This window comes from Pseudomonas algeriensis, assembly GCF_048847255.1.
Lineage (GTDB): Bacteria > Pseudomonadota > Gammaproteobacteria > Pseudomonadales > Pseudomonadaceae > Aquipseudomonas.
Window position 1 is genome coordinate 1 of sequence record NZ_JBKKRK010000014.1, and the last position, 26,282, is coordinate 26,282.

At 61.6% G+C, this 26,282-nt stretch carries 23 protein-coding genes, 4 tRNA genes and 1 pseudogene; 5 read left to right on the forward strand and 23 right to left on the reverse strand.

Annotated features, from left to right (window positions below):
• Nucleotides 1-773: 773 nt before the first annotated feature.
• The 12 genes from ACLK1G_RS19330 to ACLK1G_RS19385 form a co-directional block, all read right to left on the reverse strand.
• Nucleotides 774-1,364, reverse strand: a complete 591-nt coding sequence (locus tag ACLK1G_RS19330; RefSeq protein ID WP_420766888.1) for a nucleotidyltransferase family protein — start codon at nucleotides 1,362-1,364, stop codon at nucleotides 774-776.
• A 20-nt stretch (nucleotides 1,365-1,384) separates the two neighbouring features.
• Nucleotides 1,385-2,356, reverse strand: coding sequence for an XdhC family protein (locus tag ACLK1G_RS19335; RefSeq protein ID WP_420766889.1), 972 nt, complete (start codon nucleotides 2,354-2,356; stop codon nucleotides 1,385-1,387).
• Nucleotides 2,356-4,671, reverse strand: coding sequence for a xanthine dehydrogenase family protein molybdopterin-binding subunit (locus ACLK1G_RS19340; protein ID WP_420766890.1), 2,316 nt, complete (start codon nucleotides 4,669-4,671; stop codon nucleotides 2,356-2,358). The genes ACLK1G_RS19335 and ACLK1G_RS19340 overlap by 1 nt, the downstream gene beginning before the upstream one ends.
• Nucleotides 4,668-5,138 carry a (2Fe-2S)-binding protein gene (locus ACLK1G_RS19345; protein WP_420766995.1) on the reverse strand — a complete coding sequence of 157 codons (471 nt, stop codon included), beginning with the start codon at nucleotides 5,136-5,138 and terminating at the stop codon, nucleotides 4,668-4,670. Before ACLK1G_RS19345 ends, ACLK1G_RS19340 begins: the two co-directional genes overlap by 4 nt.
• A gap of 267 nt (nucleotides 5,139-5,405) precedes the next feature.
• Entirely contained in the window at nucleotides 5,406-6,425 is a 1,020-nt protein-coding gene (gene murB, locus ACLK1G_RS19350) for a UDP-N-acetylmuramate dehydrogenase (protein WP_420766891.1), read from the reverse strand.
• Complete coding sequence (locus tag ACLK1G_RS19355; protein ID WP_420766892.1) at nucleotides 6,422-6,886, reverse strand: low molecular weight protein-tyrosine-phosphatase; 465 nt, start codon at nucleotides 6,884-6,886, stop codon at nucleotides 6,422-6,424. Before ACLK1G_RS19355 ends, murB begins: the two co-directional genes overlap by 4 nt.
• On the reverse strand, nucleotides 6,886-7,650 hold the full coding sequence (gene kdsB / locus ACLK1G_RS19360) for a 3-deoxy-manno-octulosonate cytidylyltransferase (RefSeq protein WP_420766893.1): 765 nt from the start codon (nucleotides 7,648-7,650) through the stop codon (nucleotides 6,886-6,888). The genes ACLK1G_RS19355 and kdsB overlap by 1 nt, the downstream gene beginning before the upstream one ends.
• Nucleotides 7,647-7,832 carry a Trm112 family protein gene (locus ACLK1G_RS19365; protein ID WP_003179363.1) on the reverse strand — a complete coding sequence of 62 codons (186 nt, stop codon included), beginning with the start codon at nucleotides 7,830-7,832 and terminating at the stop codon, nucleotides 7,647-7,649. The genes kdsB and ACLK1G_RS19365 overlap by 4 nt, the downstream gene beginning before the upstream one ends.
• Before the next feature lie 22 nt (nucleotides 7,833-7,854).
• Nucleotides 7,855-8,865: a tetraacyldisaccharide 4'-kinase gene (lpxK, locus tag ACLK1G_RS19370; protein ID WP_420766894.1), complete on the reverse strand. Its 1,011-nt coding sequence runs from the start codon at nucleotides 8,863-8,865 to the stop codon at nucleotides 7,855-7,857.
• A complete protein-coding gene (locus ACLK1G_RS19375) occupies nucleotides 8,865-9,293 on the reverse strand; it encodes an ExbD/TolR family protein (protein WP_420766895.1) in 429 nt (142 codons plus the stop codon). The genes lpxK and ACLK1G_RS19375 overlap by 1 nt, the downstream gene beginning before the upstream one ends.
• Entirely contained in the window at nucleotides 9,290-9,925 is a 636-nt protein-coding gene (locus tag ACLK1G_RS19380) for a MotA/TolQ/ExbB proton channel family protein (protein ID WP_420766996.1), read from the reverse strand. Before ACLK1G_RS19380 ends, ACLK1G_RS19375 begins: the two co-directional genes overlap by 4 nt.
• A 96-nt stretch (nucleotides 9,926-10,021) precedes the next feature.
• Entirely contained in the window at nucleotides 10,022-12,268 is a 2,247-nt protein-coding gene (locus ACLK1G_RS19385; RefSeq protein ID WP_420766896.1) for a DNA internalization-related competence protein ComEC/Rec2, read from the reverse strand.
• Nucleotides 12,269-12,413: 145 nt separating this feature from the next.
• Here ACLK1G_RS19385 and ACLK1G_RS19390 point away from each other — a divergent pair, with 145 nt between their 5' ends.
• Nucleotides 12,414-12,929 carry a DUF2062 domain-containing protein gene (locus ACLK1G_RS19390; protein ID WP_420766897.1) on the forward strand — a complete coding sequence of 172 codons (516 nt, stop codon included), beginning with the start codon at nucleotides 12,414-12,416 and terminating at the stop codon, nucleotides 12,927-12,929.
• Between the two features lie 57 nt (nucleotides 12,930-12,986).
• On the opposite strand, the gene ACLK1G_RS19395 is transcribed toward ACLK1G_RS19390, so the two are convergent.
• From ACLK1G_RS19395 to ACLK1G_RS19405, 3 genes are all read right to left on the reverse strand, one after another.
• The gene (locus ACLK1G_RS19395; RefSeq protein WP_420766898.1) at nucleotides 12,987-13,766 is read right to left on the reverse strand and encodes an ABC transporter permease; all 780 of its coding nucleotides are present in this window, start codon (nucleotides 13,764-13,766) and stop codon (nucleotides 12,987-12,989) included.
• Complete coding sequence (locus tag ACLK1G_RS19400) at nucleotides 13,763-14,695, reverse strand: ABC transporter ATP-binding protein (RefSeq protein WP_420766899.1); 933 nt, start codon at nucleotides 14,693-14,695, stop codon at nucleotides 13,763-13,765. The genes ACLK1G_RS19395 and ACLK1G_RS19400 overlap by 4 nt, the downstream gene beginning before the upstream one ends.
• Nucleotides 14,696-14,830: 135 nt before the next feature.
• On the reverse strand, nucleotides 14,831-15,454 hold the full coding sequence (locus ACLK1G_RS19405) for a glutathione S-transferase family protein (RefSeq protein WP_420766900.1): 624 nt from the start codon (nucleotides 15,452-15,454) through the stop codon (nucleotides 14,831-14,833).
• Between the two features lie 303 nt (nucleotides 15,455-15,757).
• Between ACLK1G_RS19405 and ACLK1G_RS19410 the strand changes: the two genes are divergently transcribed.
• Together ACLK1G_RS19410 and ACLK1G_RS19415 are read left to right on the forward strand one after the other, a co-directional pair.
• Complete coding sequence (locus ACLK1G_RS19410; protein WP_420766901.1) at nucleotides 15,758-18,205, forward strand: acyl-CoA dehydrogenase; 2,448 nt, start codon at nucleotides 15,758-15,760, stop codon at nucleotides 18,203-18,205.
• Between the two features lie 77 nt (nucleotides 18,206-18,282).
• Nucleotides 18,283-18,690: a PA2817 family protein gene (locus ACLK1G_RS19415; protein WP_420766902.1), complete on the forward strand. Its 408-nt coding sequence runs from the start codon at nucleotides 18,283-18,285 to the stop codon at nucleotides 18,688-18,690.
• Between the two features lie 181 nt (nucleotides 18,691-18,871).
• On the opposite strand, the gene ACLK1G_RS19420 is transcribed toward ACLK1G_RS19415, so the two are convergent.
• The 4 genes from ACLK1G_RS19420 to ACLK1G_RS19435 all read right to left on the reverse strand — a co-directional run bounded on the left by ACLK1G_RS19420 (nucleotide 18,872) and on the right by ACLK1G_RS19435 (nucleotide 19,285).
• Nucleotides 18,872-18,947 (reverse strand) — tRNA-Gly (locus ACLK1G_RS19420).
• Nucleotides 18,948-18,950: 3 nt separating this feature from the next.
• Nucleotides 18,951-19,026 (reverse strand) — tRNA-Glu (locus tag ACLK1G_RS19425).
• A gap of 105 nt (nucleotides 19,027-19,131) precedes the next feature.
• Nucleotides 19,132-19,207, reverse strand: a tRNA-Gly gene (locus ACLK1G_RS19430).
• A gap of 2 nt (nucleotides 19,208-19,209) precedes the next feature.
• Nucleotides 19,210-19,285 (reverse strand) — tRNA-Glu (locus ACLK1G_RS19435).
• Between the two features lie 372 nt (nucleotides 19,286-19,657).
• On the opposite strand from ACLK1G_RS19435, the gene ACLK1G_RS19440 reads away from it, so the two are divergent.
• The gene (locus ACLK1G_RS19440) at nucleotides 19,658-20,416 is read left to right on the forward strand and encodes a VHS/ENTH/ANTH domain-containing protein (RefSeq protein ID WP_420766903.1); all 759 of its coding nucleotides are present in this window, start codon (nucleotides 19,658-19,660) and stop codon (nucleotides 20,414-20,416) included.
• A 164-nt stretch (nucleotides 20,417-20,580) separates the two neighbouring features.
• On the opposite strand, the gene ACLK1G_RS19445 is transcribed toward ACLK1G_RS19440, so the two are convergent.
• From ACLK1G_RS19445 to ACLK1G_RS19460, 4 genes and pseudogenes are all read right to left on the reverse strand, one after another.
• The gene (locus tag ACLK1G_RS19445) at nucleotides 20,581-21,462 is read right to left on the reverse strand and encodes a methyl-accepting chemotaxis protein (protein WP_420766997.1); all 882 of its coding nucleotides are present in this window, start codon (nucleotides 21,460-21,462) and stop codon (nucleotides 20,581-20,583) included.
• A pseudogene (locus ACLK1G_RS19450) lies at nucleotides 21,442-22,548 on the reverse strand (HAMP domain-containing protein); the annotation flags it as partial. The pseudogene ACLK1G_RS19450 and the gene ACLK1G_RS19445, both read right to left, overlap by 21 nt.
• 110 nt (nucleotides 22,549-22,658) lie before the next feature.
• Nucleotides 22,659-24,056, reverse strand: a complete 1,398-nt coding sequence (locus tag ACLK1G_RS19455) for an aminotransferase-like domain-containing protein (protein ID WP_420766904.1) — start codon at nucleotides 24,054-24,056, stop codon at nucleotides 22,659-22,661.
• 208 nt (nucleotides 24,057-24,264) lie between these two features.
• Nucleotides 24,265-25,026 carry an SDR family oxidoreductase gene (locus ACLK1G_RS19460; RefSeq protein WP_420766905.1) on the reverse strand — a complete coding sequence of 254 codons (762 nt, stop codon included), beginning with the start codon at nucleotides 25,024-25,026 and terminating at the stop codon, nucleotides 24,265-24,267.
• Between the two features lie 226 nt (nucleotides 25,027-25,252).
• Here ACLK1G_RS19460 and ACLK1G_RS19465 point away from each other — a divergent pair, with 226 nt between their 5' ends.
• A complete protein-coding gene (locus tag ACLK1G_RS19465; RefSeq protein WP_420766906.1) occupies nucleotides 25,253-26,257 on the forward strand; it encodes an NADP-dependent oxidoreductase in 1,005 nt (334 codons plus the stop codon).
• Nucleotides 26,258-26,282: the final 25 nt, after the last annotated feature.

Consider the following 26,282-nt stretch of genomic DNA (forward strand, 5'->3'; position numbering starts at 1 on the left):
TCAACTTGATCGACGACCGCCAATTTAAAGCCCAGCGTGTAATCACGCTGACTGCGCCTTTTTCCTGATTCCATTGGTTCCTCCTGAGGATAGGTCAGAAGGTGTAAACCTTATTCAGGACGAGACACGCCCAGTAAAAAAGCCCCGCCTGGTGATGCCAGGCGGGGCTTTTTCATGCACGCAGATATACAAACACATCCCTGCTTGCGATGGCGCCGGCTCAGCTTGCACCCATGGTGGATGCCAGACGGCTATCGCGAGCAGGCTCGCTCCCACAGGGGATTCGGGCCGGCTTCAGGATTCATATCCACTGAAGATCCACAATGTGGGAGCGAGCCTGCTCGCGATGGCGCCGGCTCAGCTTGCAACCAGGGTGAATGGCAGACCGCTATCGCGAGCAAGCTCGCTCCCACAGGGGATTCGGGCCGGCTTCAGGACTTATATCCACTGAAGATCCAATGTGGGAGCGAGCCTGCTCGCGATGGCGCCGGCTCAGCTTGCACCCATGGTGGATGCCAGACGGCTATCGCGAGCAGGCTCGCTCCCACAGGGGATTCGGGCCGGCCTCAGGATTTATATCCACTGAAGATCCAATGTGGGAGCGAGCCTGCTCGCGATGGCGCCAGCTCAGCTTGCAACCATGGTGGATGCCAGACGGCTATCGCGAGCAGGCTCGCTCCCACAGGGGATTCGGGCCAGGCACAGGATTTATATCCACTAAGCTCCCAGAAAGGATGTGCAGCCGACACCAGTCATGGTCCATCGTCGACGGTTTATTTGAAGGCCAGCGCCTCTGGCACATCGACATCCCAGGTTACGCCAGGGTCGTCCACCGGAACCTCAAGCACTTGCGCTCCGGTAAACAGCGCCTTGGCACCAAAATCCCCGGTCAGTGCCATCAGTTTCGGCCCGAACCCACGACCAAATCCCACCGGGTGTCCGTACTCACCGGTGAGGACCGGCACGCTGATGCCCTCCTCGCTAATTACCGCGGCCACTTGCTCGATGCTCGACGGCAGGATGAAAGGCATATCGCCCAGCATAATCAGCCAGCCATCGGCATCCGGGCAGGCCTGGACACCCGCGGCAATGCTATCCCCCAGGCCGGGGGAGTTCAGTTCCACGATATCGCAGCCATAGGCCTGGGCCATGCGAATGGCTTGCGGCCGGTCGTTGTTCACCACCAGAACGCGCCGTTCCAAGGATGCCGGCAGGTTGACCAACACATGCTCGATAACCGATCTGACGGCGCCGTCACGCCCCGTGCAGTCGGCCAGCAACTTATCCTTGTCCGCGCCGGCTACCTGACGAAAGCGACTGCCCGATCCCGCCGCCAGGATGATCACGCCAATCGACTTTTCCATACGCCCTCCTCGTCCACGGCCTACAACGTTTTTTTCTGCCGCAGTTCCACTCCATTTTTGATGGCCACGATTTCAGCCAACAGCGACAAAGCGATCTCCGCCGGCGTGTGGCTGCCAATGTGCAGGCCGATTGGTCCATGCAAGCGTCCGATCGCCTCTGCGGACAAGCCTAGCTGAGCCAGGTTATCTCGGCGCTTCTGGCTGTTGACCCGCGAGCCCAGGGCGCCGACGTAAAAGGCCTTGGAATCCAGGGCGGTGAGCAGTGCCATGTCGTCCAGGCGCGGATCATGGGTCAGGGCCACGATCGCCGTACGTTCGTCGGTCTGGATGTCCAGAACCGCTTCGTCGGGCATGCCGGTAACGAAGCGGCCATGCTGTTCTTCCCAACCGTAGACAAACTCCTTGCGCGGATCGCAGATCAGTACCTCGAAATCCAGCAATCGGGCCATTTCCGCCACGTAACGGGACAGTTGCCCAGCACCGATCAGCAGCAACCGCCAACGTGGGCCATAAATGGCTCGCAACAGCTGCCCATCGAACATCAGGGCGTCGGTTTTGCTCGCCGGCGCCAGAGTCACATTGCCACTGGCGATCGTCAGCTCCCGGGCGACGATTTCATGGGCCTCGCATCGCTCAAGCAATTCGGCGACCCAGGCAGGATCGCCGACCCGCTCTTCGGTCAGGCGCAACGTACCGCCACACGGCAGGCCGAAGCGCGCCGCCTCTTCACGGGTGACGCCGTAGGTGATGAGTTGCACCGGCGGACCGTCCTCGGGAATACGGCCGTCGTGCAGCCGGGCGATCAGGTCATCCTCGACACAACCGCCCGATACCGAACCGATCACCACGCCGTCCTCGCGCAGGGCCAACATGGCCCCCGGGGGTCTGGGCGCGGTGCCCCAGGTCTGAACCACGGTGAACAACACCACCCGCTGCCCAGCGCGGCGCCATTCCAGGACGCTGCGCAATACGTTCAGGTCAACGCTGTCCATCAGGCTTTGGCCTGTTGCCAGCCTTGCAGCTGATAACGCACGGGCAGATTGCGGATACGCTTGCCAGTGGCAGCGAAAATCGCGTTGCACAAGGCCGGCGCAATGGGCGGCACGCCCGGTTCGCCAACACCGCCCAACGGCACCTCGCCCGGCGGAGTGACCAGATGCACCGCCACTTCCCTGGGCGCCAGGGACATTCGCGCCACTTCGTACATATGGAAATTGTCCTGCTGCACCTTGCCATCCTTGAAGCTGATCTCGCCGACCATCGCATTGCCCAGGCCCATGACGCAGGCGCCTTCGAACTGCGAGCGGATGCGCTCAGGGTTGATCTGCGGGCCGCAGTCCACGGCGATGTCCGCCTTGTGCACGATCACCGTGCCATCGTCCTTGACCTCGACTTCGATCGCCGCTGCCACATAAGTGACGAAGCTGTAGTGCACCGCCAATCCCAATCCCCGCCCCTTGGGTAGCTCACGTCCCCAACCGGCGGCCTTCGAGGCGGTTTCCAGCACGGTACGGATCCGCGCCGTGTCGATGGGATAACGCTCGGGGGATTCGCCGTAGTTCCAACCGTCATTCAGGGAATTCGGATCGATCTTGCGGTCCGGGCCCAGCAACTTGAGGTGGTATTTCAGCGGATCCTGGCCGGCCTTGTGGGCCAGTTCGTCAATGAAACTCTGGATCGCGAAGCCATGGGGAATGTTCGAGACCGAGCGGTACCAGCCAACCCGGGTATGGGCCACCGCCTCGGGGTTTTCCAGGCGCATGTTGGGAATGGCGTAGGCCATGTTCGTCACGCCCATGCCCACTTCGAATGGTGCTTCATGGGTCATGCCGGGCGCGAACAGCGCGGTGATGGTCGGGGCCACGGTGCGGTGCAGCCAAGCGGAGGGCATGCCGTTCTTGTCCAGGCCGGCCTTCAGGTATTCAGCCGATACCGTATGGAAATACGAGTGATGGATATCGTCCTCGCGGGTCCATTGCACCCGTACGGCCTGGCCGGGAAATTCCTTGGCGAGGACAGCCGCTTCGACGACGAAGTCGGGTTTCGACTTGCGTCCGAAACCGCCGCCCAGCAGCGTGATGTTCACCGTGACCTTTTCGAAAGGAATGCCCAGGCGCTCGGCCACGCGTTCACGGGTCACCTGCGGTGCCTGGCTGGGTGCCCAGGCCTCGCATTGACCGTCCTTGAACCGGGCGACGGCCACCATCGGTTCCATGGGCGACTGGGACAGGTGCGGCAGGTAATACGACGCGTCAAGAGTTGAATCAGCCTGGGTCAGCGCACCGTCGAGATCGCCGGTGCTGCGCAGGACTTTTCCGGGCTTGAGGGCGGCCGCTTCCAGTTCCTTGCGGTAGGCAATGGAGTCATAACCAGCGTTCGGGCCATCGTCCCACTGGATCTTCAGTGCATCGCGGCCCTTGATCGCCGCCCAAGTGTTCTTCGCCACCACAGCGACGCCGCCCAGGGGTTGGAACTCGGAAGGCAACGGGCGCCCTTCGATCTGCAGCACTTTGACCACACCAGGTACTTTCAGCGCTGCGCTGCTATTCACGGACTTGACCTTGCCGCCATAGACCGGCGGACGGGCCACGACGGCGTAGAGCATTCCGTCGAAATGCACATCGGCGCCAAAGACCGCACGACCGTTGACGATGTCTGCGCCATCAATGGCGCGGCTCGCTGGCTTGCCGATGTAGCGGAACTCCGAGGGCTGCTTGAGGCGTAGGCTGTCGCGAGCCGGTACCGGCAAGGCACTGGCGGCGGCAGCCAGCTCGCCATAACCCAACTCGCGCCCTGAAGGTTGATGCACCACTTTGTGCAGCTGTGCACGGCATTCTTGCGCCGGCACCTTCCACTGCGCAGCGGCGGCGAGTTCGAGCATGGTCCGGGCCGCGGCACCGCAACGACGCATCGGCTCGTACCAGTGACGCATGCTGCGTGAACCGTCGGTGTCCTGGTTGCCGAAACGCGCCTCGTCCGCCGGCGCCTGCTGGACCTTGACGAGTGCCCAGTCGGCATCCAGTTCGTCGGCTACTACCATGCTCAGGCTGGTACGCACGCCCTGGCCCATTTCCGAACGGTTGCAGATCACTGTCACGCTGCCGTCGGCGGCGATACTGACGTACACCTTCGGATCATCGACCGCGCCATGGGGCATGCCCTCAGCGCCGAACTTCTTCTCTTCGGCAAAGGCATCCGGCAGGCCCCAAGTGGCGGCCAGGACCAGCACGCCGGTGGCGCTGGCGCCCTTGAGAAATCCACGACGGCTGAGGTTGCTCAGCGCGAAATCAGCGGGCAAGCGGCTCATGCCTTGGCCTCCTTCAAGTGAGTGGAAGCCTGGCGGATCGCGGTCTTGATCCGGTTATACGTACCGCAGCGGCAGATGTTGCCAGCCATGGCTTCTTCGATCTGCTCGTCGCTGGGGTTGGGATTGGTCTTGAGCAACGCCGTGGCGGACATGATTTGCCCGCCCTGGCAATAGCCGCATTGGGCGACGGCGGTATCCAGCCAGGCCTTCTGCACGACCTGCCCGACCGGATCGACGTGAAGCGCGTCGATGGTGCTGATGTTCTGGCCTTTCACTGAGCCGATCGGCGTGATGCAACTGCGCGCCGGGGCGCCGTCGATGTGGATGGTGCAGGCGCCGCACAGGCCCATGCCGCAGCCGAACTTGGTGCCGTTATAGCCGGCCACGTCTCGGATCGCCCATAGCAGAGGCATGTCCTCGGTCACATCCAGTGAGTGATCTTTTCCATTGAGTTTCAGGGTAATCATGGGCACGCCCGCATCGTTATCGAGTTATGAGGGTCGAGCCATCTGCCGTTGGGTAATCGGTTCGGTATCGCAGATTGGCTCAGGCTAATCGGGCTCTTCGTTGCGCATACGCAAGCAAGCGTCTGCACCGGGCCTTGGGACGCGAATGCTCGCATCATCAGCCAGTTAAATTAACCCAGGAACACGCAAAACGCCCTGCACAATCCTGCACAAATCACATTGTGCGGGCGGTGCAGGGCGTTTTTCCTGACGCGATTGCGAGGGCTATCAATACCGATTAGGTTCCATTTCCAACTCGACCTGGAAACGCTCGGCGATGTCTTTCTGAATCCGTCGAGCCAGATCCAGCAGCTCCAGCCCCGTGGCATTGCCATAGTTGACCAACACCAGCGCCTGCAACTTATGCACTCCGGCGTCGCCTTCGCGGAACCCTTTCCAACCGGCCCGCTCGATCAGCCAGCCGGCGGCGATTTTCATCAGCCCACCAGCCTGTGGATAAGCCACCAGGTCGGGGTATTGGGCCTTGAGATATGCCACGTGAGCGGCCGGCACCAATGGATTCTTGAAAAAACTCCCGGCGTTGCCGAGTACGGCGGGGTCTGGGAGTTTCTCGCTGCGGATGCTGCAGATCGCCCGGCTGACATCGGCAGGCGTCGCCTGGTCGATGCCTTGTTCGGTCAAGCGCTGGCGCACCGGGCCGTATTCCAGGTGCAAATGCGCGATACGGCTGAGGGCAAAGCGCACCCGCAGGATCAACCAGCGGTCCGGCTGCTGCTTGAACAGGCTGTCGCGGTAGGCGAAGGCGCATTCGTCGACGGTGAAATCGCGCAGCTCGCCGGTGTAGCGATCCAACGCGGTGAGGCCGGCGAAAACATCCTTTATTTCCACACCGTAGGCACCGATGTTCTGCATCGGCGCCGCCCCCACCGTACCGGGAATCAGGCTGAGGTTTTCCAGGCCCGACCAACCTTGCGCCAGCGTGTGCTGGACAAACGGATGCCACGGCTCCCCGGCCTCGGCCTCGATCACCACCCGCTCGCCGTCATCGACGAGCAAGCGAATCCCCCGGCTGGCCATGCGTAACACGAGCGCGTTGATGTCGCCGGTCAGCAACAGGTTGCTGCCGCCGCCAATGACCAGCAGCGGCACGTCGTGGCCGGCGGCATAGGCCAAGGCTTCCCGAACATCCGTATCGCTGTGGGCTTCGGCGAACAGCCGGGCGCCGACATCCACGCCGAAGCTGTTGTACGGCTTGAGGCTGACGCCCGTCTGGACTTGCAAGGTCATAACCGCCCCTTCAATTCGATCACCAGACGATCCGTGGCGCGCTCGATCAGATCCAGCACCTGCTCGAAACCTTGCTCACCGTCGTAGTAAGGGTCAGGCACGTCATCGAGTTCGGCTTCGTAGCGACGCAGGAAAAGGTCCAGCTCTGCTCGGGCATTGGCCGGTTGCAAGACCTTGAGGTTGCGCAGGTTGCTGCTGTCCATCGCCAGGATCAGGTCATAGGTGGCGAAATCGGCGCGGGTCACCTGCCGGGCTCGCTGGGCCGATAAATCGTAGCCGCGACGCAGGGCCGCGGCCATGCTGCGTTTGTCCGGCGCTTTACCGACATGCCAGTCGCCGGTGCCGGCGGAAGCGACTTCCACCTGCTCTTGCAGCCCGGCTTCGCGCAATTTGTGGCGCAAGATACCTTCGGCTGTGGGCGACCGGCAGATATTGCCAAGACAGACGAACAGAACCCGCATCAAGCCTCCAGCAGGCGACGAACGCGCTCAAGGTCTTCGGGGGTATCCACCCCGGTCGGAGGCGCGATCAAGGCATCGGCGACGTGGATCCGCACGCCATGCCACAATGCGCGCAGTTGCTCCAGGGCCTCAGTATTTTCCAGCCAGCACGGCCCCCACGCGACGAAGTCCTGGAGGAAACCGGCACGGTAGGCATAGATGCCGATATGGCGGCGGTACGGCACACCGTCGGGCAGCACGTCGCGACTCTGCGCGAAGGCCTCCCGGGCCCAGGGCAAGGTGGCGCGACTGAACGTGAGCGCGAGGCCGTTGAGGTCGCTGACCACTTTGACCACATTGGGGTTGAACAGCGTCGGCACGTCCTCGATCGGCTCGGCCAGGGTGGCCATGCGCGCCTCGGGATGGGCCGCCAGGTTCGCGGCCACCTGGTCGATGACACTTGGCGGTATCAATGGCTCGTCGCCCTGCACGTTGACGACGATGGCATCGGGCGCCAGCCCGAGCTTCGCGGCCACTTCCGCCAGGCGATCAGTACCAGAGTTGTGGTCCTCGCGCGTCATCACCACCTCGGCGCCAAAGCCCTCGCACGCCTCAACGATGCGCGCATCGTCCGTCGCGACCACTACGCGCTGGGCGCTGCTCTTGCTGGCCTGTTCCCAGACATGCTGGATCATCGGCTTGCCGGCGATCAACAACAACGGCTTGCCAGGCAGGCGCGTCGAGGCGAAGCGCGACGGAATGACGACGGTAAAGGCTGTGGTCATTTATCCAGGCGCTCATCGGTGGTCAGGGTGCGGGCTTCGCTCTCGAGCATCACCGGGATGCCGTCGCGAATCGGATAGGCCAGGCCGGCGCCCTTGCTGATCAGCTCGGTCTTGTCGGCGCTGAGCTTGAGCGGGCCTTTGCAGACCGGGCAAGCCAGGATATCGAGCAGTTTGGTGTCCATGAAAAATCCCCTGGAAAAACGTTTAAGGCAAGAGCCGATCCGGCAACAGGCGCATCAGCTGCGTATCGAACCAGGCCGCGAAGGCCGGCGAAGGTGCTGCGTCCACCGCCAGGTACCACCAGTCGGGCGCGGCGAAGGCACGGCACTTGACCGCGTCCTTTTCCGTCATGACCACCGGCAGGGACGGCGTAAAATTCAACGCCTGGGCACTGTATTCGGCGTGATCGGCAAACCCGTGCGGTATTGGCCGCCAGTGTAGCGTTTCAAGGGTCGTGAAGAAACGCTGCGGATTGCCGATGCCGGCCACGGCGTGCAGGGCCTGGCCGGGTGGAAAATGATCGAGGGGGCGCCGTTCGCCGCTGGCCAGGTTGACCAGCAGGGTGGGTTGGAGCTGGAAGGCGAAGCCGTCCTCGCGATCAGCGCTGGCGCCGTTGAACAGTACGGCGTCGACCGATTGCAGGCGCTCGGCCGGCTCGCGCAGCGGACCGGCAGGCAGGCAACGCCGGTTGCCCAGGCCCCGGGCATTGTCGATCAATACCAGTTCAAGGTCCCGCGCCAGGCGATAATGCTGCATGCCATCGTCGGACAGGATCAGATCCAGCGGCTCGGTTTCCAACAAAGCCCGGACAGCGCGGCTGCGATCGGGATCGATCATCAATGGCACGCCGGTGCGCTGGACGATCAGCAGCGGCTCGTCGCCCGCGATGTCGGCGCCCTGGTCCGCCGCGACCCGCCAGGGCACTTGCGGCGGCTTGGCGCCGTAGCCCCGGCTGACCACGCCGACCCGCAGGCCACTGCGCCGGCAATGTTCGATCATCCACAGAATCAGCGGCGTCTTGCCAGTGCCGCCAACGGTGATATTGCCAACCACGATCAGCGGCACGGGCGGCTGGTAAACCTCACCCTCGCCTGCCAGGAAACGCTCGCGTTTGCCGACCACGACGCGTCGGTACAGCCATTCAAGTGGCCGCAGTAGCGCGAGGGCGGGATGCCCTTCATACCAGGCGGCAAGCAATCGATCGGACATGGCCATCAGGGTGCGGGCGCCGCCTCGACGGTGGTCATGCGCAGATGGCTGAAGCCGAGCTTGCCGGCGGCGTCCATGGCGGTGATGACCGATTGATGAGGCGTCTTGCCGTCGGCGCTGATGGAGAGCGGCAGGCTGGTATCGCCGCCGGACTCCCTCTGCAGGGCCTCGATCAGGCTCGCCAGGTCACTTTTGGGCAACAGATTGTTGTTGACCGAGAACGTCCCTTCGGCGCTGATGGTGACCTCCAGGTTCTTCAGTTGCTGGTCTTCGGCCGGCGAGCCACTGACGGCCTGCGGCAATTCGACCTTGAGCTGGGTCTCCCGGGTAAACGTGGTGGTCACGACGAAAAACAGCAGCAGGATGAATACCACGTCGATCAGCGACGCGAGATTGATCTCGATGTTTTCCCGTGGTTTGCGGCGGAATTTCACTTCTTCCCCCCGGCCAGGTCCACATCGCGGTCGCCCTGCACCACCTCGACCAACTTGATAGCTTCCTGCTCCATGCCCACCACCAACTCATCGACGCGACGTTGCAGGAAACGATGGAAGAATACCGAGGGGATTCCCACCATCAAACCGGCTGCGGTGGTGATCAACGCCTTGGAAATGCCACCGGCCAGCACCGATGCATTGGTGGTCATGCCGGTCCCGGTAAATGCACTGAAAATATCGATCATGCCCAGCACCGTGCCCAGCAATCCCAGCAACGGGGCCATGGCGGCAATGGTTCCCAAGGCATTGAGGTAGCGCTCCAGCTCATGGATGACCCGGGCAGCCGCCTCTTCGATGCACTCCTTCATGATCTCGCGGCCATGCTTGGAGTTCGCCAGGCCCGCCGCAAGGATTTCGCCCAGCGGCGAACTGGCACGCAACTCCTTGAGCTTGTCCTTGTTCAACTGCTTGTCCTTGATCCAGACCCAGACCTGCCCGAGCAGATGCTCCGGGGTCACGCGGCTGACCCGCAGGGTCCACAGGCGTTCGGCAACGATTCCCAATGCCGCGATGGAACTCAGAATGATCGGCAACATCATCCAGCCGCCGGATTTGACCAATTCCCACACAGTGACTGCCCCCTCGAAAAAGTGCGCCACTTTATCATACAGACGCGCGGTGCAGACCCGTGCCGCCGACAACACGACCATGACTGACGAGCTGGGTCAATGTTCTGTCCAAGCCCCCGCGGCCAGCCGGTCACGCCAGTAACGCCGAACACCTGCCTGGGTGCGCGCTGGCGCGAAGGCGCCCAGTTGCAGACGAATGGCGCCCTGCTCGGCGCTGTCGAAAATCGACAGGCCCAACCTCCTGTATCGCTCGATCACCCAGGGGTGCGGATGGCCGAACGCGTTGCTCCGCCCCCTGGATATCAACACCGAATGAGGTTTGAGCCGTGCCAGCAGCGCCATCGACGATGAGCTGCGGCTGCCATGGTGCGGTGCCGCCAGCCATTGGATCGGTCCCGCCAAGGGACCTTCGAGCAAGGCGCGCTCGGCGTGGGTATCGATGTCGCCGGTCAACAGCAGTCGCTCCTCGCCCGCCATGACCAGCAAGACACAGGATTTCTGATTGCTTTCGACAGCTGAATCCCAGCGCCAGAGCTCGAACCTGACCCCGTCCCATGCCCAGCTCTCGCCGCTATCGCATGAACCCGCCTGCAAATCCCCGGGCAGCGCTTGCGGATCACCGCTGATGACCCGAGTCGTTGGCAATCGGTTGCGCACGGCCTGGGCTCCGCCGGCGTGATCGGCATCGGCGTGGCTAAGCAACAGAAGGTCGATCTTTTCCACACCAAGCTTGTGCAAGGTCGGCACGACCACGCGCTCGCCTGAATCCGCCTCGCCAAAGCGCGGCCCTGCGTCGTAAAGCAAGGTATGCCGATGGGTGCGCACCAGGATCGCCAATCCCTGGCCGACGTCCAATTGCCAGACTTCCGCTTGGCCCGGAGGCACTTCGTCCCTGGGAGGAAAAACCATCAGCAACAACATCGGCCATCCGAGGAGGCGTAGGGGCACGCCCTCGGGCAGCAACAACAGCAGAGCACCGGTCGCTGCAATGCACCACGCCCACAGCGGTATGGCGAGAGGCACCCAGGCCGGCACCTGCCCGGCAGCCAAGCCGAGCCCATTGAACAGCAGATCGAGCAGCCCGCCGGCGATCCAGAGCAGGCTTTCACCGACGAAGGGGATCGGCAGCAACGCCGTGCCAAGCAGTGCCGAGGGCAACACCAACAGGCTGATCCAGGGTACCGCCAGCAGGTTGATCAAAGGACCGCTGAGGCTGACCGGCAGTCCCAGGATCAATAACAGCGGGCACAGCCCCAGGGCAATGAACCACTGGGCGCGGGTCCACGTCTGCCACCAGCGCCACGGCCCCAGGCGACCGCCAACAGTGAACATCAATATCGCCACCGCAGCGAACGACAACCAGAAGCCTGGCCGCAGGCTGGCCAGCGGATCCAGCACCAGCACCCCGACGAACGCCGCCATCCAGGCCCACCAGGGTTGAGCCTGGCGGAAACGCAAGCGCCACAACAGCACCAGGCCAATCATTGCGCAGGCCCGTCGCACCGGCACATCGAACCCGGCGAGCAGGCCGTACCCCAGGGCCGCGGCAAATGCCAGGGCGCACGCCCAGGGCAACCACCGCAAACGCGCCGGCCAGACGCCATAACGCGCCGCGCCCGCCACCAGCAGATAGACCAGGCCGGCAAGCAGGCCAATATGCTGCCCGGAAATCACCAGCAGATGGACGGTGCCGGTGTCTTGCAGCACCCGCCATTCTTCGCGGCTCAACCCGGCGCCGTCGCCGAGGATCAACGCCAGCAGCGCACCGGAACGGCCCTGGGCATCGACCTTTGCCAGTGCCTGGCGCACCCCATCGCGCCAGGCGCCCTTGGCCGGCTGTAGCAGCGAACCATCCTTGACGGTGCCGGTCGCACCGATCCCCCTGCTCAACAGCCAGGCCTCATAGTCGAAGCCATGGGGATTGAGCAACCCCGCGGGTCGCTTGAGTTTCACCGCCAGGCGCCACGTCTCTCCACTACTGACCAGCGGCCCGCCATACCAGGCCAGGCGCATCGACGCCGGCAAACGCGTACGCCGGGAATGCGCATCGGCGAGCTCGAAACGCACGACGCCATCACCCTGTTGCGGCAAACCGACGACCCGCCCCTCGACCCAGCGAGTCTCACCCTCCAGCGCGACGGACAACCGATCGTCCAATGCGAGCTGTGCGCAAAAACAGGCCCAGGCCAGCCCGATGAAGAACAAGCCTGCCCAGTACGTACGCGTCGGCAACACCAACAACGCCGCCACAGTCATGGCTGCAATCAACCAGGACGGCGGCAAGGCCGGTAGAAAAATCGGGGCCAGCAGCCCCAGTGCAAGCGCGACCATTGCCGTGCGCATAAGCCCATCCTTGAGAGTTCCCTCTCCAGGCTTAGACGCTCGATGGCACCCTGCGCGTTATCAATTGTCACAAAGTCTGAATCTGTCAGTCGTAGAATCCGGACATACTTGCGGCCTGACTGCTGTGATCCGACCGAGAAGCCTTATGCCCCGGCGCCTATTCAAACGTTACATGCCTGACCCAGCGAGCATTCGGGAACACAAATCCTTACGCTTTCTCGGTACGCTGCTGCACGACCCCAACCTTTGGCACCTCAATCGCCATTCGGTCGCCCGGGCGATGGCCGTCGGCCTGTTCGCCGCTTTCTTGCCTATTCCCCTGCAAATGCTGCTGGCCGCGGCGCTGGCCATCACGGTTCGCGGCAACATTCCGATTGCCGTGAGCCTGGTCTGGCTGACCAACCCCATCACCATGCCGGCGGTGTTCTTCTGCACTTATCAAACCGGCGCCTGGCTGATGGATGTGCCAGCCCGGACGTTGCCGGACGAATTGACCTGGGAGTGGATCACCCACCAGCTGGCGACGTTGTGGCAGCCGTTTCTGTTGGGTTCGGTGGTGACTGGGTTGGTGCTTGGGGCGCTGGCATACTTCGTGACGATGGCGTACTGGCGCTGGTGGGTTACCAGACAATGGAGGCGGCGCAAGCGGAGTCGGATGTGATGATTTTGGGGTATGTGTATTCACGCACCCCAAAAAAACGAAGAACCCAAGACAATCTCAGGTACGCATTCCCCGCCCACTCACCAGCAACCGCGCGCACCCCACGTAAAGCACCACGGTCGCCACCAGCATGAAGGTGATCGCGATACTGATGCGAATGTCCGACACCCCAAGGATCCCGTAGCGAAACGCGTTGACCATATGCAACACCGGGTTGGCCAGCGATACGGTCTGCCAGAACGGGGGCAGCAAGGAGATCGAATAGAACACCCCACCCAGGTAGGTCAGCGGCGTGAGTACGAAGGTCGGGATGATGGAGATGTCGTCGAAGTTGCGCGCAAACACGGCATTGATGAAACCCAGCAGCGAAAAGATCGTAGCCGTCAGCACCACCACCAGGATCGTCACGCCCAGGTGATGCACCTGCAGGTCGGTGAAGAACAGCGACAGCAGGGTCACGATCAGGCCCACCGCCAATCCTCGCAACACACCGCCCAAGGCAAACCCGATCAGGATCGTATGGGGCGAAACCGGTGAGACCATCAGTTCTTCGATCGAACGCTGGAATTTGCTGCCGAAGAAACTCGACACGACGTTGCCGTAGGAGTTGGTGATCACCGACATCATGATCAGCCCCGGCACGATGTAGTCCATGTACGTAAAGCCGCCCATGTCGCCGATCTGCCGGCCGATCAGGTTACCGAAGATCACAAAGTACAAAACCATCGTGATGGCCGGGGGCAGCAAGGTCTGCGGCCAGATCCGCATGAAGCGTCGGACTTCGCGATAAACGATCGTATTGAGGGCGATCAGGTTGGGGCGCAGTTCCGAACTCATACCGCCACCTTCGCCAGGTTTTTTTCCACCAGGGACACGAACAACTCCTCAAGGCGATTGGTCTTGTTGCGCAGGCTCAGCACTTCGATGTTTTGCAGGGCCAGCTGGGTGAACAGCCCGGTAATGCCGACGGATTTGTCGACCTGGACTTCCAGGGTGTGGCCGTCCAGCAGCCGGGCCGGATAGCCTACGAGCTGAGGGGTGACGCTCAAGTCATGCTTGAGATCCAGCAAAAAGGTTTCCACGTGCAATTGGCTCAGCAACTGCCGCATGCTTGTGTTCTCGACGATAGTACCGTGGTCGATGATGCCGATATTGCGGCACAGCTGCTCGGCTTCTTCCAGATAATGCGTCGTGAGGATAATGGTGATGCCTTTCTGGTTCAGCTCGGTCAGGAAGGTCCACATCGAACGGCGCAGCTCGATGTCCACGCCCGCGGTCGGTTCATCGAGGATCAGCAGGCGCGGTTCATGCACCAGCGCGCGCGCAATCATCAAACGTCGCTTCATGCCACCGGACAACGAACGGGACGGCACGTCGCGCTTGTCCCACAAGCCCAGTTGGGTCAGGTACTGTTCGGCGCGCTCGTTGGCAATCTTCGGCGGGATGCCGTAGTAGCCGGCCTGGGTCACGACGATGTCGAAGGTCTTTTCGAACTGGTTGAAATTGAATTCCTGAGGCACCACGCCGATGCAGCGCTTGAGCGCGGCGGGCGCGCGGTCCAGATCGTGGCCGAAGACATTGACCGTGCCGCCGGTCTTGTTCACCAGAGTGGAAAGAATGCCGATGGTCGTGGATTTGCCTGCCCCGTTCGGGCCAAGCAAGGCGAAGAAATCACCTTCGGCGACGTCCAGATCGATACCACTCAGGGCCTGGAAACCGTTGCCGTAGGTTTTGGTTAACTGCCGTATGGACAGAGCGGAACTCATATCGGATTACGCACCAAGAAGGGGGAAGAAGAACACTAGATAAGGGCGCACGGCGAGCAATGCAACCATGGCGCACGAAGGCAATGGTGCGTGGCGTCGCCGCACAAGTACAGTGAAGTGTGTCGATAGTAACTATTAAGTCAACGCGGTCATGACAGCTTTCTGATAGGCCGGACGCTGCCTGAGCCGTGCATACCAGGCTTGGAGGTTCGGCAGCGCGGCGCGCTCGATGGGCATCTCGAACCAGGCATAAATGAAACTGCCGAGGGGAATGTCGCCCATGCCGATTTCATCACCGCCAAGGTAAGGCTGTTCGGCCAGGGCCTGGTCGACCATCGCCAGCAGGTCGTCGCACTCCTTGATCGCCGCCTTGATGGCAACCCAGTCCTGCTGCTCGGGCGGGGTGCGCAGGACGCCCCAGAATACCGTGCGAAACGGGGCCGCGAAGCTGGACGTGGTCCAGTCCATCCACTTCTCTGCCTTGGCCCGGGCCTGGACATCGTCGGGGTACCAAGCCGAACCCGATGCATGACGGGCGGCCAGGTACCGAACGATGGTATTCGACTCCCAGAGCACGAAGCCTTCGTCTTCCAGCATCGGAACCCGACCGTTGGGGTTCTTGGCGCGGTACTGCGGCGTATCCACCACACCGAAGGCCCCGCCGGCATCGATGGCCTCGTAGGCCAGTCCCAGTTCCTCGGCACACCACAACGCCTTTCGAACATTCGATGAGTTCTTCCGGCCCCAAATCTTTAGCATCTCGGCTTCCTCAAAGGATAAATGCCGCAGCAGCATACGCCGGATGAGGAACGGCTCAAATCATTACCCGCCACGGAGCCGACGCGCGCTGTCGACCCAGCCGGGGCCGACAAGGCATTTGTGCCAAACAATGGCGTTTTCTCACGCTGGCAACGAACGATTTCCCACGGTTGTTGCCAACCAGACTGGCGCGATACGTCGAGGGTTTCCCACGAAATCAATCACATCGCGCCGACTGCCGGTTTTGCAGGGGCCGTCTAAGCTCTGAAGGTCGGTTTTGCCTTGGTTCACGGAGGATCACTTATGCTGTTGTTGTGGATACTGGTTCTGGTCGTCGGGGTAGCCTGGCTGGCGCATCGTCGCACCGCCCCGCTACCGGCGCTGGGCATCGTCGCCGTCTACCTGCTGGTGATGGGCACCGCCAGCCATGCACCCGGCTGGCTGATGCTCGTTCTCTGGCTGGTGCTCGCCGCCATCGCGGCACCGCTGCTGCTACCGGACCTGCGCCGCAAATACTTCAGCGCGCCGATGTTCGACTGGTTCCAGAAAACCCTGCCGCCCATGTCCCAGACCGAGCGCGACGCCATCGACGCTGGCACGGTATGGTGGGATGGCGAGCTTTTCAGTGGACGGCCAGACTGGGACACGCTGCTGGCTTACCCCAAGGTTCGTCTGACCGACGAGGAGCAGGCGTTCCTCGACGGCCCTACCGAAGCGCTTTGTGCGATGGTCAGCGACTGGCAGATCGGCCAGGCGATGGACCTGCCGCCCGAAGCGTGGGCACACATCAAGGAGCATGGTTTTTTCGCCCTGATCATTCCCAAGGAATACGGTGGCAAGGGGTTCTCCGCCTATGCCCACTCCCAGGTGGCAATGAAGCTCGCCACCCGCAGCGGCGACCTGGCTTCCACCGTCATGGTCCCCAATTCCCTCGGCCCCGCGGAACTGTTGCTGCATTACGGCACCGACGAACAACGCAACCATTACCTGCCGCGACTGGCCCGTGGCGACGACATCCCCTGCTTCGCGCTGACCGGCCCACTGGCCGGGTCCGACGCCGGGGCGATGCCCGACACCGGGATCATCTGCAAAGGCGAGTGGCAAGGCGAGGAAACCCTTGGCCTGCGCCTGAACTGGGAAAAGCGCTACATCACCCTAGGCCCGGTCGCCACCCTCCTCGGCCTGGCCTTCAAGGCCTATGACCCGGACCACTTGCTGGGCGACGAAGAAGACCTGGGAATCAGCCTGGCGCTGATCCCCACCGACACGCCCGGCGTTCAGATCGGCCGTCGCCATCTGCCCCTCGGCGCCGCCTTCATGAACGGGCCGAACTGGGGCAAGGATGTCTTCATCCCGCTGCACTTTCTGATCGGTGGCCAGGCCATGCTCGGCAAGGGCTGGATGATGCTGATGAACTGCCTGTCGGTCGGGCGCTCGATTTCATTGCCCGCGGTCGGTACCGGCGCGGCGAAGTTCACCAGCCTGGTCACCGGCCAGTACACCCAGGTGCGTGAACAATTCAACGTGCCGTTGTCGGCCTTCGAAGGCATCCAGGAAGCCATGGCGCGCATCGGTGGCAACGCCTGGCTGATGGACGCCGCGCGCATGCTGACGGCCAACGCGGTGGACCTCGGCGAAAAACCTTCGGTGCTGTCGGCGATCCTCAAGTACCACCTGACCGAACGTGGCCGCGAATGCATCAGCCACGCCATGGACGTTCACGGCGGCAAAGGCATCATCATGGGTCCTAACAACTACCTGGGACGCAGTTGGCAAGGCGCGCCGATTTTCATCACGGTCGAAGGCGCGAATATCCTGTCGCGCAATCTGATGATCTTCGGCCAGGGTGCCATCCGCTGCCATCCGTTCGTGCTCAAGGAAATGGCCCTGGCCACCCGCGAGGACAAAGACCAGGCATTGCTCGAATTCGACGCACTGCTGCTCAAGCACATCGGTTTCGCGGTCAGCAATGCCGCCAGCACCTGGGTGCTGAATCTCGGCCTGGGGCATTTCGATAACGTGCCAGGCAACGCCTTGAGCCAAGGCTATTTCCGCGCCCTCAACCGGCAAGCGGCGGCATTTGCCTTGCTGGCGGACCTGAGCATGATGTTGCTGGGTGGTGAGCTCAAACGCCGCGAGCGCTTGTCTGCCCGATTGGGTGATGTGTTGAGCAACCTTTACCTGGCCTCGGCTGCACTCAAGCGCTACCACGATCTCGATTCGCCGGACCATATGGCGCCACTGTTCCAGTGGGCCATGGAAGAAAGCCTGGGTCAGTCGGAGCGGGCGTTGGACGAGCTGCTGGCCAACTTCCCAAGCCGGCTGCTGGGCTGCCTGTTGCGTGTGGTGGTGTTTCCTTTCGGCCGGCGTCATAAAGGTCCGAGCGACCGGCTCGATGCCGAGGTGGCAGCGGTTATCGGTCGCGCCAAGGGCGATCCGACTTTGGAGGAGTTGCTTCAAGGCTGCTATCGCCCACAGTCACAGGATGATCCTGTCGGTGCGCTGCAATACGCCGCCGACCTGCTGGCCACCGCCCATCCGCTGCACAAGAAATTGCACGTTGCATTGAAGCAGGGTCAGCTCGACCCGGCACCTGGAGAGCCCCTTCTCGATGCAGCGCTCGAAGCGGGCGTGCTGAATGCAACTGAAGCGCAGACCCTGCGAGCCGCTGAAACGGCACGCCGCAAGGTCATCGACGTGGACGACTTCGACCCGCAAGCGCTGACGCTCACTGAGGACAAAGTCCGTTGATCCGGACGACCAGCATGTAAAAGCGGGCGCAGGCGCTTTATACTCCTGCGCCCGTTTTGCTCTTGAGGACTTATCTCGTGTCCAACGTCGTTGCCGATCACCTCGTCTTGCTTGACCACTTGCGCAGCATCCTGGTCGCCGTGGGTGAGGCCGAACAGGTGCCCGAAGAAAGCCATGCGCTGTTTCTGGAACGCTTTGATGATTTGCGCGCGCAGTTGCCGGTCGATCCGATCGAAAGCCAATACCTGGGCCAGGACCTCTTGTGCCAAGTGATCGTCCGATATCCACAGATTGCCCACTTGGTGCCTCGCGACCTGCTGTGGTACTTCGGCGGCGATTGCCTTCACTACATGCCCGACGAAGAAATCAACCTGTACCAGGCCTTGGAGGAACGTCGGTTCGAAGCTGAGCAGAACGACGAGCCCTTCGATTGGAACCAGGAAAAGCAATTGCTGGCGATGTCGGACCAGGACAGCAAACACTGATCGCAGCCAGTAAAAAAAAGGCCCGCACGGCTTACACCTTGCGGGCTTTTTCTTTGCTGTGGAGCAGCGCAACCCAGCCCGATCGCTGAGTCATCGCGGCTCGCGACCGCCTGGAGGGCTAGGAGACTTTTTATAGGCGCATAAAAAAACGCCGCTCGAATGAGCGGCGTTTTCTTGAATTTGGAGCGGGAAACGAGACTCGAACTCGCGACCCCGACCTTGGCAAGGTCGTGCTCTACCAACTGAGCTATTCCCGCAAATGGCGTCCCCTAGGGGACTCGAACCCCTGTTACCGCCGTGAAAGGGCGGTGTCCTAGGCCACTAGACGAAGGGGACACACTAACTGGAACACATGGTGTGTATTCCAGTGCCCAAATCCGCATCCGAAGATGTCGGCTCTGGCTTCACTCAGCCCTGCCCGAAAGCAACGCTGTTTAAAATTGGAGCGGGAAACGAGACTCGAACTCGCGACCCCGACCTTGGCAAGGTCGTGCTCTACCAACTGAGCTATTCCCGCATTGGCGTCCCCTAGGGGACTCGAACCCCTGTTACCGCCGTGAAAGGGCGGTGTCCTAGGCCACTAGACGAAGGGGACACACGTACAACATTCACTGCTTATCGCGTTTGGCTAGGTGCTTTACGCTGTAAGTGGCGCGCATTCTATGGATGGATTGGAGGGTCGTCAACCCCCAGATATAAATTTATTTAAATCAATGACTTCCCCCGCTTTGAAGCGGCTTCGCGAATTTTGTCCGCCCGGTCTCTGACGCCTATATTCTGTCACCCGCCAAGGCGCTATAGTCGCACCAGGCAAAATAGTGGCAATGTGCATCTACTCCGCTGTAGGCCCTATAAACAGCACGACGCCCGTCTAATCGCGTCGCTCGGGCCTATGCGCTTAAAAGCCAAGCCACTACACTCATGACATGCGTTCCCCATTAAAGAGGTCTTACCGGTGACACCACTCATGATCACCCTGCTCGTCGTAGCCGGGATCGCACTGTTGATCGCCATTGGCTACATGAACCATGTGGTGGAAAACAACAAGCTGGAAAAGGCCCGCACCAAGGTCGAGCTCAACGACCGCCTGCGTCGTTGTGGCGAGCTCACCGAAACCTTCCCCGGCCAGTTGATGAGCCCTGCCCTGAAGCTGTTGATCACGCGTCTTGAGCTGAACGTCTGCCAGCGCCTGCTGAATCTCGACAAGTCCAACGCTCAGGTCAAGGCACGCCTGGACGAACTGACTGCACTGGCCGCCCAGGGTGAATCGATTCCGGTCAACAACCCGCCGGCGCCGATCCAGACCGAAGCGAAGGCCAAGGACGTTCGGTTCCTGCTCGAGGCCTTGCACGGCCAGATCACCCGCGCGGCCCAGGACGGTTTCCTGCCGCCCAACGAGGCCAAGCGCTGGGTTCGCGAGGTCCGGCACATTCTGGTGCTGCTGCACATCGAATTCTTCAACAACCTCGGCCAGCAGGCGCTGCAGCAGGAACAGCCCGGGCAGGCTCGCCTGGCGTTCGAGCGTGGTGTCCAGTATTTGCGCAAGCAGCAGGAACCGCAGGTCTATGCTGAACAGCTGGCTTATCTGGAAAAGCTTCTGGCTCGGGCCAATGCCCAGGTCCTGGCGAGCACTCAGCCTGTGGAGGGTGAGGTGAACCAGTTGACCGAGGGGTTGAAGGAAGACGAAGCGAACGACGAGTGGAAGAAAAAGAAGGTCTACGACTGAGGCTGGGATGCGGAGCGGGATGGGGTGAGAAGGTTGGAACGTGCTGGCCTCTTCGCGGACAAGCCCGCTCCTACAGGATTTGCGGCGACATGAACCTTGTGTTCACCGGACATCCCACGTGGGGGCCAGCTTGCTGGCGATAGTGGCAGCAACAGCTCCCCAACTCACAATTTGAAATGCCCCACCATTGCTTTCAACTCAACGCCCAACTGCGCCAGTTCAACGCTGGAGGCAGCATTACCCTGCATGGCCACGGATGATTGATCGGCGCTGGCGCGGATGCTGGTGACGCTGCGGTTGATTTCTTCGGCCACGGAGCTTTGTTGTTCGGCGGCCGCTGCGATCTGCTGGTTCATTTGCTGGATCAACGACACCGCCGCCGCGATGCTGCCTAGCGCGCTTTCGGTCTGCAATGCATCGCTGACCGCCATTTTTACCAGCTCGCCACTGCTCTGGATTTGCTGTACGGACGCTTGAGCGGCAGAGCGTAGCGCGCTGACCAGGCGCTCGATTTCCTCGGTGGACTGTTGCGTGCGCCTGGCCAGGGCCCGCACTTCATCGGCCACCACCGCGAACCCCCTGCCCTGTTCGCCAGCCCGCGCCGCCTCGATAGCTGCGTTGAGCGCCAACAGATTGGTTTGCTCGGCGACACTCTTGATCACGCTCAGCACGGTGCCGATGTTTTGTATCTCGGCGCTCAGGCTTTCGATGCTGGTGCTCGCCATGGTCGCCGAGTCAGCCAGTTGCTCGATACGGACCATGCTCTGGCGCACGACCTGCTGGCCGCTTTCGACTTTATCATCAGCCGTTTGGGCCGCTTGCGCCGCCTCCTCCGCATTGCGGGCTACATCGTGAACCGTGGCAGTCATCTGGTTCATCGCCGTGGCCACTTGCTCGGTTTCTTCCTTCTGGCTGCTGACTTCCAGGTTGGTCTGCTCAGTGACGGACGACAGCGACTGGGCGGAGCTGGCCAGTTGGTCGATGCCAGCCTGCAAACCGCTGACGATACTGCTCAAGCCGGCACCCATCTGTTGCATCGCCAACATCAGCTGGCCAATCTCATCCCGGCGCATCACTTCGACCTTGGCGCTCAGGTCCCCGGCGGCGATCCGCTGGGCGACACGGATCACACTGCGCAGCGGGGCGACGATCAACCGGGTAATCACCCAGGCCGCGATCAATCCAACCAGCAGCGCCAAAGCCGACGAGCCGATGATCATCAACGAATTTTTCTTAAGTTCCGCCTGCATGGCACTGTCTTCGGCGCTGTAGGCCTGGTCGACCCGCGCCATCACCTGATCGGCGCGCTCATGCAATTGCTGGTAGACGATTTTTTCCTTGGCCAGCAGCGCGGTGTATTCCGCCAGTTGCTGATTGAACCCGCCGATGTGCCCGGCGACCTCGTTGAGTACGGTCTGGTAACCCGGATCCTTGACCGCGCCCTTGAGCGCTTCCGCCAACTTCATGGCCTGTTCGGCCTGTTCGATATTGCCCTGCCCGGCAGCCTCATCACTGCCTTTACGGCTTTGGTCCAACCGAACGCGCGCTTCGTTCATCGACTGCAGCATAAGTCGCGATACTTCGCTGACCTGGTTGGCCTGCTCGATGAACTCTGCACCCTCCTTGCCCTCGGAATCCTTCAAGGTATAGGCGCCGTCATCGGCGAGTCCGGCCTGCAATACATCCAGGTTGTTGGCGACACTGGACACCGACCAGCTGGCCATTTCCAGCGCCAGGTCCTTGCTCTGGCTCAGCCCGACGAACTCATCGAAGGCCTTGCGATACGCCGTCAGCGCCTGCTCCACCTCATTCATCACCGCCGCATTGCCGTCTGACCGTGCCCTGAGGTCGTTCGCCAGGGCCAGCAAGCCATCGACCCCCTGTCGCAGGGCATCGGCGGACTTGGGGTCTGAACGCAAGGCAAATTCCTGCTCCAGCAGCCGGACCTTGAGCAACCGGCTGTTGAGGGATGACATCTGCTTCAAGCCGTCGAAGCGATGGCTGATGGTTTGCAGGGACCAGACGCCAATGGCCGCCACTACTGCGGTAAGCAGCAGCACCAGGACAAAGCCGATACCCAATTTCTTTGCCATACCCAGGTTGGCAAAACGTCCTTGCACGGCCGAAATCATTGCGCCCAGTCCTCTGCCGGTGTGTGTTGATTGCAGATTCGCAACGAGACGCCCCGCAACACAAGATGCTGGCGTCGGAATAATGGCAAAAAGCTACAGCCGCGTCGTTTTCAGGACATTTGAGGTCGATCCAGAGCCGTGGCCCGGAAGAAAGCCAAGGCCCTGGGATCCCGGGCATAGGCGACGTTGACCCGCAGCCAATCCGTCTCGGCACCCGATGGGCTGAACGCCGTGCGGGATGACAACTGAATGCCGCACCGCCTGGCCAGACGCTGTACCTCAGCATGGTCACACAGCGGCGGACGTGCCCAGATGAACAGGCCTCCCGCCGGTCTGCCGAATACTTTCCAGTCGGCATCCTCCAAAAGCTGCAACGCCACCGCCATATCGGCATTGAGGCGCTGGCGCTGGCGCTGGACCAGCTTGCGATAGGCGCCATTGGCCAGGAGGCTGGCCAGCACGGACTCGGCGAATCGGGAACCGCCCCGGCAAGTGATCTCCTTGATCTCGCCCAGACGCGCGATGACGGAGGGCGCCGCCACCATGAACCCAACGCGTAAAGAGCTGCTCAAGGTCTTGGAGAAGCTGCCCAGGTAGACCACGTCGGTATCCAGCGCCGCCAATCGGGCCCGCGTTGGCCCCTGGAAATCGGCGTAGACATCATCTTCGATGACCAGCATCGCGTGCTCTTGCGCCAGTTGCAGCAGACGCTGGGCCACCGCCGGCGCCAGGCTGCTGCCGGTTGGGTTGTGGCAGGCGCTGTTGACGAAAATAGCGCTGGGTCGATGAATCGCCAGCAGGCGTTGAAGGGCGTCGACGTCCGGACCACGCGGTGTCCTGGGCAGCTCGATCATGTCTATCTTGTGCAGCCTGAGCAGGTCGAACAGCTTCGAGTAACCGGGGCTCTCCACCACCACGCAGCAGCCCGGTCGCAGAAGCGTGCGCACGATCAGGTCGAGCCCGTGAGTAGCGCCCAGGGTGGTCAGGATGCGTTTTTCATCGGCATCGATATCGAACTGTTTCAATCGCCTGGACAGCTGCTCACGCAGGGCTGGCAGTCCCAGTGGCGTGCTGTAGTTGAACAACCCCGCCATGTCGGTGCGAGTCACCTGACGTATCGCATACCCCAGGTCATCACTTTCGCGCCAGCTTTCAGGCAGCCCGCCGCCGCCCAGCTTCAGCGCTTGATACATAACGCCTGCCGGGGCGTCATGATCGGCCAATACACCTTGCAGCCAGCCATGGGCCAAGGCTTCTTCCGTTGCGCAAGCGGCCGGAGCCACGACAAAACTCGAACCGTGGCGCGACGCCAGCAAGCCCTGGGCGACCAAACGCTGGCAGGCTTCATGGACGCTCGCCTGACTCAGCAGGTTCTCCCGTGCCAGCTGGCGGATCGATGGCAGGCGAGTCCCCGGCTCCACCGCGCCCTGTCGAATCCAGCAGGCCAACGCATCGACAATTTGCTGCACGACGGGCACCAGGGCCTGCCGGTCGATTCTCAACTCCATGAGTAACCAAGCTCCTAAGCGTTTGTTTTATTTCCACAAACAGTTAAGCACAGGGCGATGCTGGACGATGTAAGAGAACACGCAAAAACGGCTGATTCTCATTTCTTGAAATACAATGGCAAACCCATCAGGGGAACCTTTGCCCTCCAAAGAAAAACCCGCAACCAGTGCGGGCTTTGTCCTGCAGCGAGAAAAGCGCTTGTCGGTATCAGATTGCCGTAGCCCCCCCATCCACCGCCAACGCCTGGCCCGTGGTGAATGCCGCGCCGTCGCAGCATAAATACAACACGGCGCTGGCGATTTCCTCGACCTTGCCGATTCTGCCCACCGGATGCATCGAGTTGGCGTATTCGCCTTTTCTCGGGTCCGCCTCATAGGCCCGACGAAACATGTCTGTATCGATCACCGCCGGGCACACCGCATTAACGCGGATTTTCTTCTTGGCATATTCAATCGCCGCAGACTTGGTCAAGCCGATCACCGCATGCTTGGACGCCGCGTAGATGCTCATCTTTGGCGCCGCCCCAAGCCCTGCCACCGAGGCCGTATTGACGATCGCGCCGCCGCCCTGGGCAAGCAGCAAGGGCAGTTGGTATTTCATGCATAACCAGACGCCTTTAACGTTGACGCCCATGATCGCGTCGAACTCATCCAGCGTCCCGTCAGCCAGTTTGCCCTTCTCGATTTCGATGCCCGCGTTATTGAATGCGTAATCGAGGCGACCGTAGGCGCCGATGACTTCATTCATGAGATTTTGCACGTCGCTGTCCAGTGTCACGTCGCAGCGCACGAACACAGCCTCGCCACCCGCATCGCGAATCAACTGCACCGTGCCTTCGCCACCCGCGACGTCCAGGTCGGCGACGACTACCTTCAGGTGCTGTGCTGCGAACGCCTGGGCCGTGGCGCGACCAATGCCCGCCGCGCCGCCCGTCACCACGGCAACCTGTCCGGAAAACGTCATGCTCATCGTCAATGCCTCGAAGAATTACCGTTGTCGCTGCAATATAGCCATCCATCGCTTCGGTGCGGCAGCACTATCCAACCGCCGGTTGGCGTCGCATGAACGCCAGTGATAACGATACCCGGCGGATTATCACTGGGTTGGATCGATGTGCATTCGCTGTATCGGCAAACCTTGCAGCGAAGGCTCCAAGCGTCTATCAACAAGGCTTCATTCATCTTGAGTGCCTGTCATGACCGCCCTGACCAACCGCCAGTTCCTGCTCGCCAAACGCCCGGTGGGCGCCGCTACCCGTGAGACGTTCACTTATCAACAAGTCCCGGTCGGCGAGCCGGCACCCGGCCAGATCCTGGTCAAGAACGAGTACCTGTCCCTGGACCCGGCCATGCGTGGCTGGATGAATGAGGGAAAATCGTACATCCCGCCGGTCGGCATTGGTGAGGTCATGCGCGCCTTGGGCGTAGGCCAGGTCGTCGCCTCGAATAACCCCGGATACGCGGTAGGCGACTACGTGAACGGTGCCTTGGGTGTGCAGGATTATTTCCTCGGCGAGCCGCGAGGCTTCTACAAAGTCGATCCGAAACTGGCGCCGCTGCCACGTTATCTGTCAGCGCTGGGGATGACGGGCATGACCGCCTATTTCGCCCTGTTGGATGTCGGCGCACCGAAGGCCGGCGAAACCGTAGTCCTGTCCGGTGCCGCCGGGGCGGTAGGCAGCATTGCCGGGCAAATTGCCAAGATCAAAGGCTGTCGCGTGGTCGGCATCGCTGGCGGCGCCGACAAATGCAAATTCCTGATCGATGAGCTGGGCTTCGACGGTGCCATCGATTACAAGAGTGAAGACGTTCACGCCGGCCTGAAGCGCGAATGCCCCAAAGGCGTGGATGTGTACTTCGATAACGTTGGCGGCGACATTCTCGATGCGGTGCTCAGCCGTTTGAACCTCAAGGCCCGCGTGGTGATCTGCGGCGCCATCAGCCAATACAACAACAAAGAAGCGGTCAAGGGCCCGGCCAACTACCTGTCGCTGTTGGTCAACCGCGCGCGGATGGAAGGGTTCGTGGTCATGGACTATGCCTCGCAGTTCGCCGCCGCCGGGCAGGAAATGGCCGGCTGGATGGCCAAGGGGCAGCTCAAGAGCAAGGAAGACATCGTCGAAGGGCTGGAGACATTCCCCGAGACGCTGACCAAATTGTTCAGTGGTGAGAATTTTGGGAAGTTGGTGTTGAAGGTCTGAGGCACATCACTGTGAGTGGCCGACG

Coding starts and splice junctions, on each gene's coding strand:
- ACLK1G_RS19440 (WP_420766903.1), top strand. CDS start 19,658: ATGATCACCCTGCTCGTCGTAGCCGGGATCGCACTGTTGATCGCCATT.
- ACLK1G_RS19335 (WP_420766889.1), bottom strand. CDS start 2,356: ATGGACAGCGTTGACCTGAACGTATTGCGCAGCGTCCTGGAATGGCGC.
- ACLK1G_RS19455 (WP_420766904.1), bottom strand. CDS start 24,056: ATGGAGTTGAGAATCGACCGGCAGGCCCTGGTGCCCGTCGTGCAGCAA.
- ACLK1G_RS19330 (WP_420766888.1), bottom strand. CDS start 1,364: ATGGAAAAGTCGATTGGCGTGATCATCCTGGCGGCGGGATCGGGCAGT.
- ACLK1G_RS19340 (WP_420766890.1), bottom strand. CDS start 4,671: ATGAGCCGCTTGCCCGCTGATTTCGCGCTGAGCAACCTCAGCCGTCGT.
- lpxK (WP_420766894.1), bottom strand. CDS start 8,865: ATGGCCATGTCCGATCGATTGCTTGCCGCCTGGTATGAAGGGCATCCC.
- ACLK1G_RS19405 (WP_420766900.1), bottom strand. CDS start 15,454: ATGCTAAAGATTTGGGGCCGGAAGAACTCATCGAATGTTCGAAAGGCG.
- ACLK1G_RS19460 (WP_420766905.1), bottom strand. CDS start 25,026: ATGAGCATGACGTTTTCCGGACAGGTTGCCGTGGTGACGGGCGGCGCG.
- ACLK1G_RS19400 (WP_420766899.1), bottom strand. CDS start 14,695: ATGAGTTCCGCTCTGTCCATACGGCAGTTAACCAAAACCTACGGCAAC.
- ACLK1G_RS19465 (WP_420766906.1), top strand. CDS start 25,253: ATGACCGCCCTGACCAACCGCCAGTTCCTGCTCGCCAAACGCCCGGTG.
- ACLK1G_RS19385 (WP_420766896.1), bottom strand. CDS start 12,268: ATGCGCACGGCAATGGTCGCGCTTGCACTGGGGCTGCTGGCCCCGATT.
- ACLK1G_RS19445 (WP_420766997.1), bottom strand. CDS start 21,462: ATGTTGGCGATGCAACAGATGGGTGCCGGCTTGAGCAGTATCGTCAGC.
- kdsB (WP_420766893.1), bottom strand. CDS start 7,650: ATGACCACAGCCTTTACCGTCGTCATTCCGTCGCGCTTCGCCTCGACG.
- ACLK1G_RS19390 (WP_420766897.1), top strand. CDS start 12,414: ATGCCCCGGCGCCTATTCAAACGTTACATGCCTGACCCAGCGAGCATT.
- murB (WP_420766891.1), bottom strand. CDS start 6,425: ATGACCTTGCAAGTCCAGACGGGCGTCAGCCTCAAGCCGTACAACAGC.
- ACLK1G_RS19410 (WP_420766901.1), top strand. CDS start 15,758: ATGCTGTTGTTGTGGATACTGGTTCTGGTCGTCGGGGTAGCCTGGCTG.
- ACLK1G_RS19365 (WP_003179363.1), bottom strand. CDS start 7,832: ATGGACACCAAACTGCTCGATATCCTGGCTTGCCCGGTCTGCAAAGGC.
- ACLK1G_RS19395 (WP_420766898.1), bottom strand. CDS start 13,766: ATGAGTTCGGAACTGCGCCCCAACCTGATCGCCCTCAATACGATCGTT.
- ACLK1G_RS19355 (WP_420766892.1), bottom strand. CDS start 6,886: ATGCGGGTTCTGTTCGTCTGTCTTGGCAATATCTGCCGGTCGCCCACA.
- ACLK1G_RS19345 (WP_420766995.1), bottom strand. CDS start 5,138: ATGATTACCCTGAAACTCAATGGAAAAGATCACTCACTGGATGTGACC.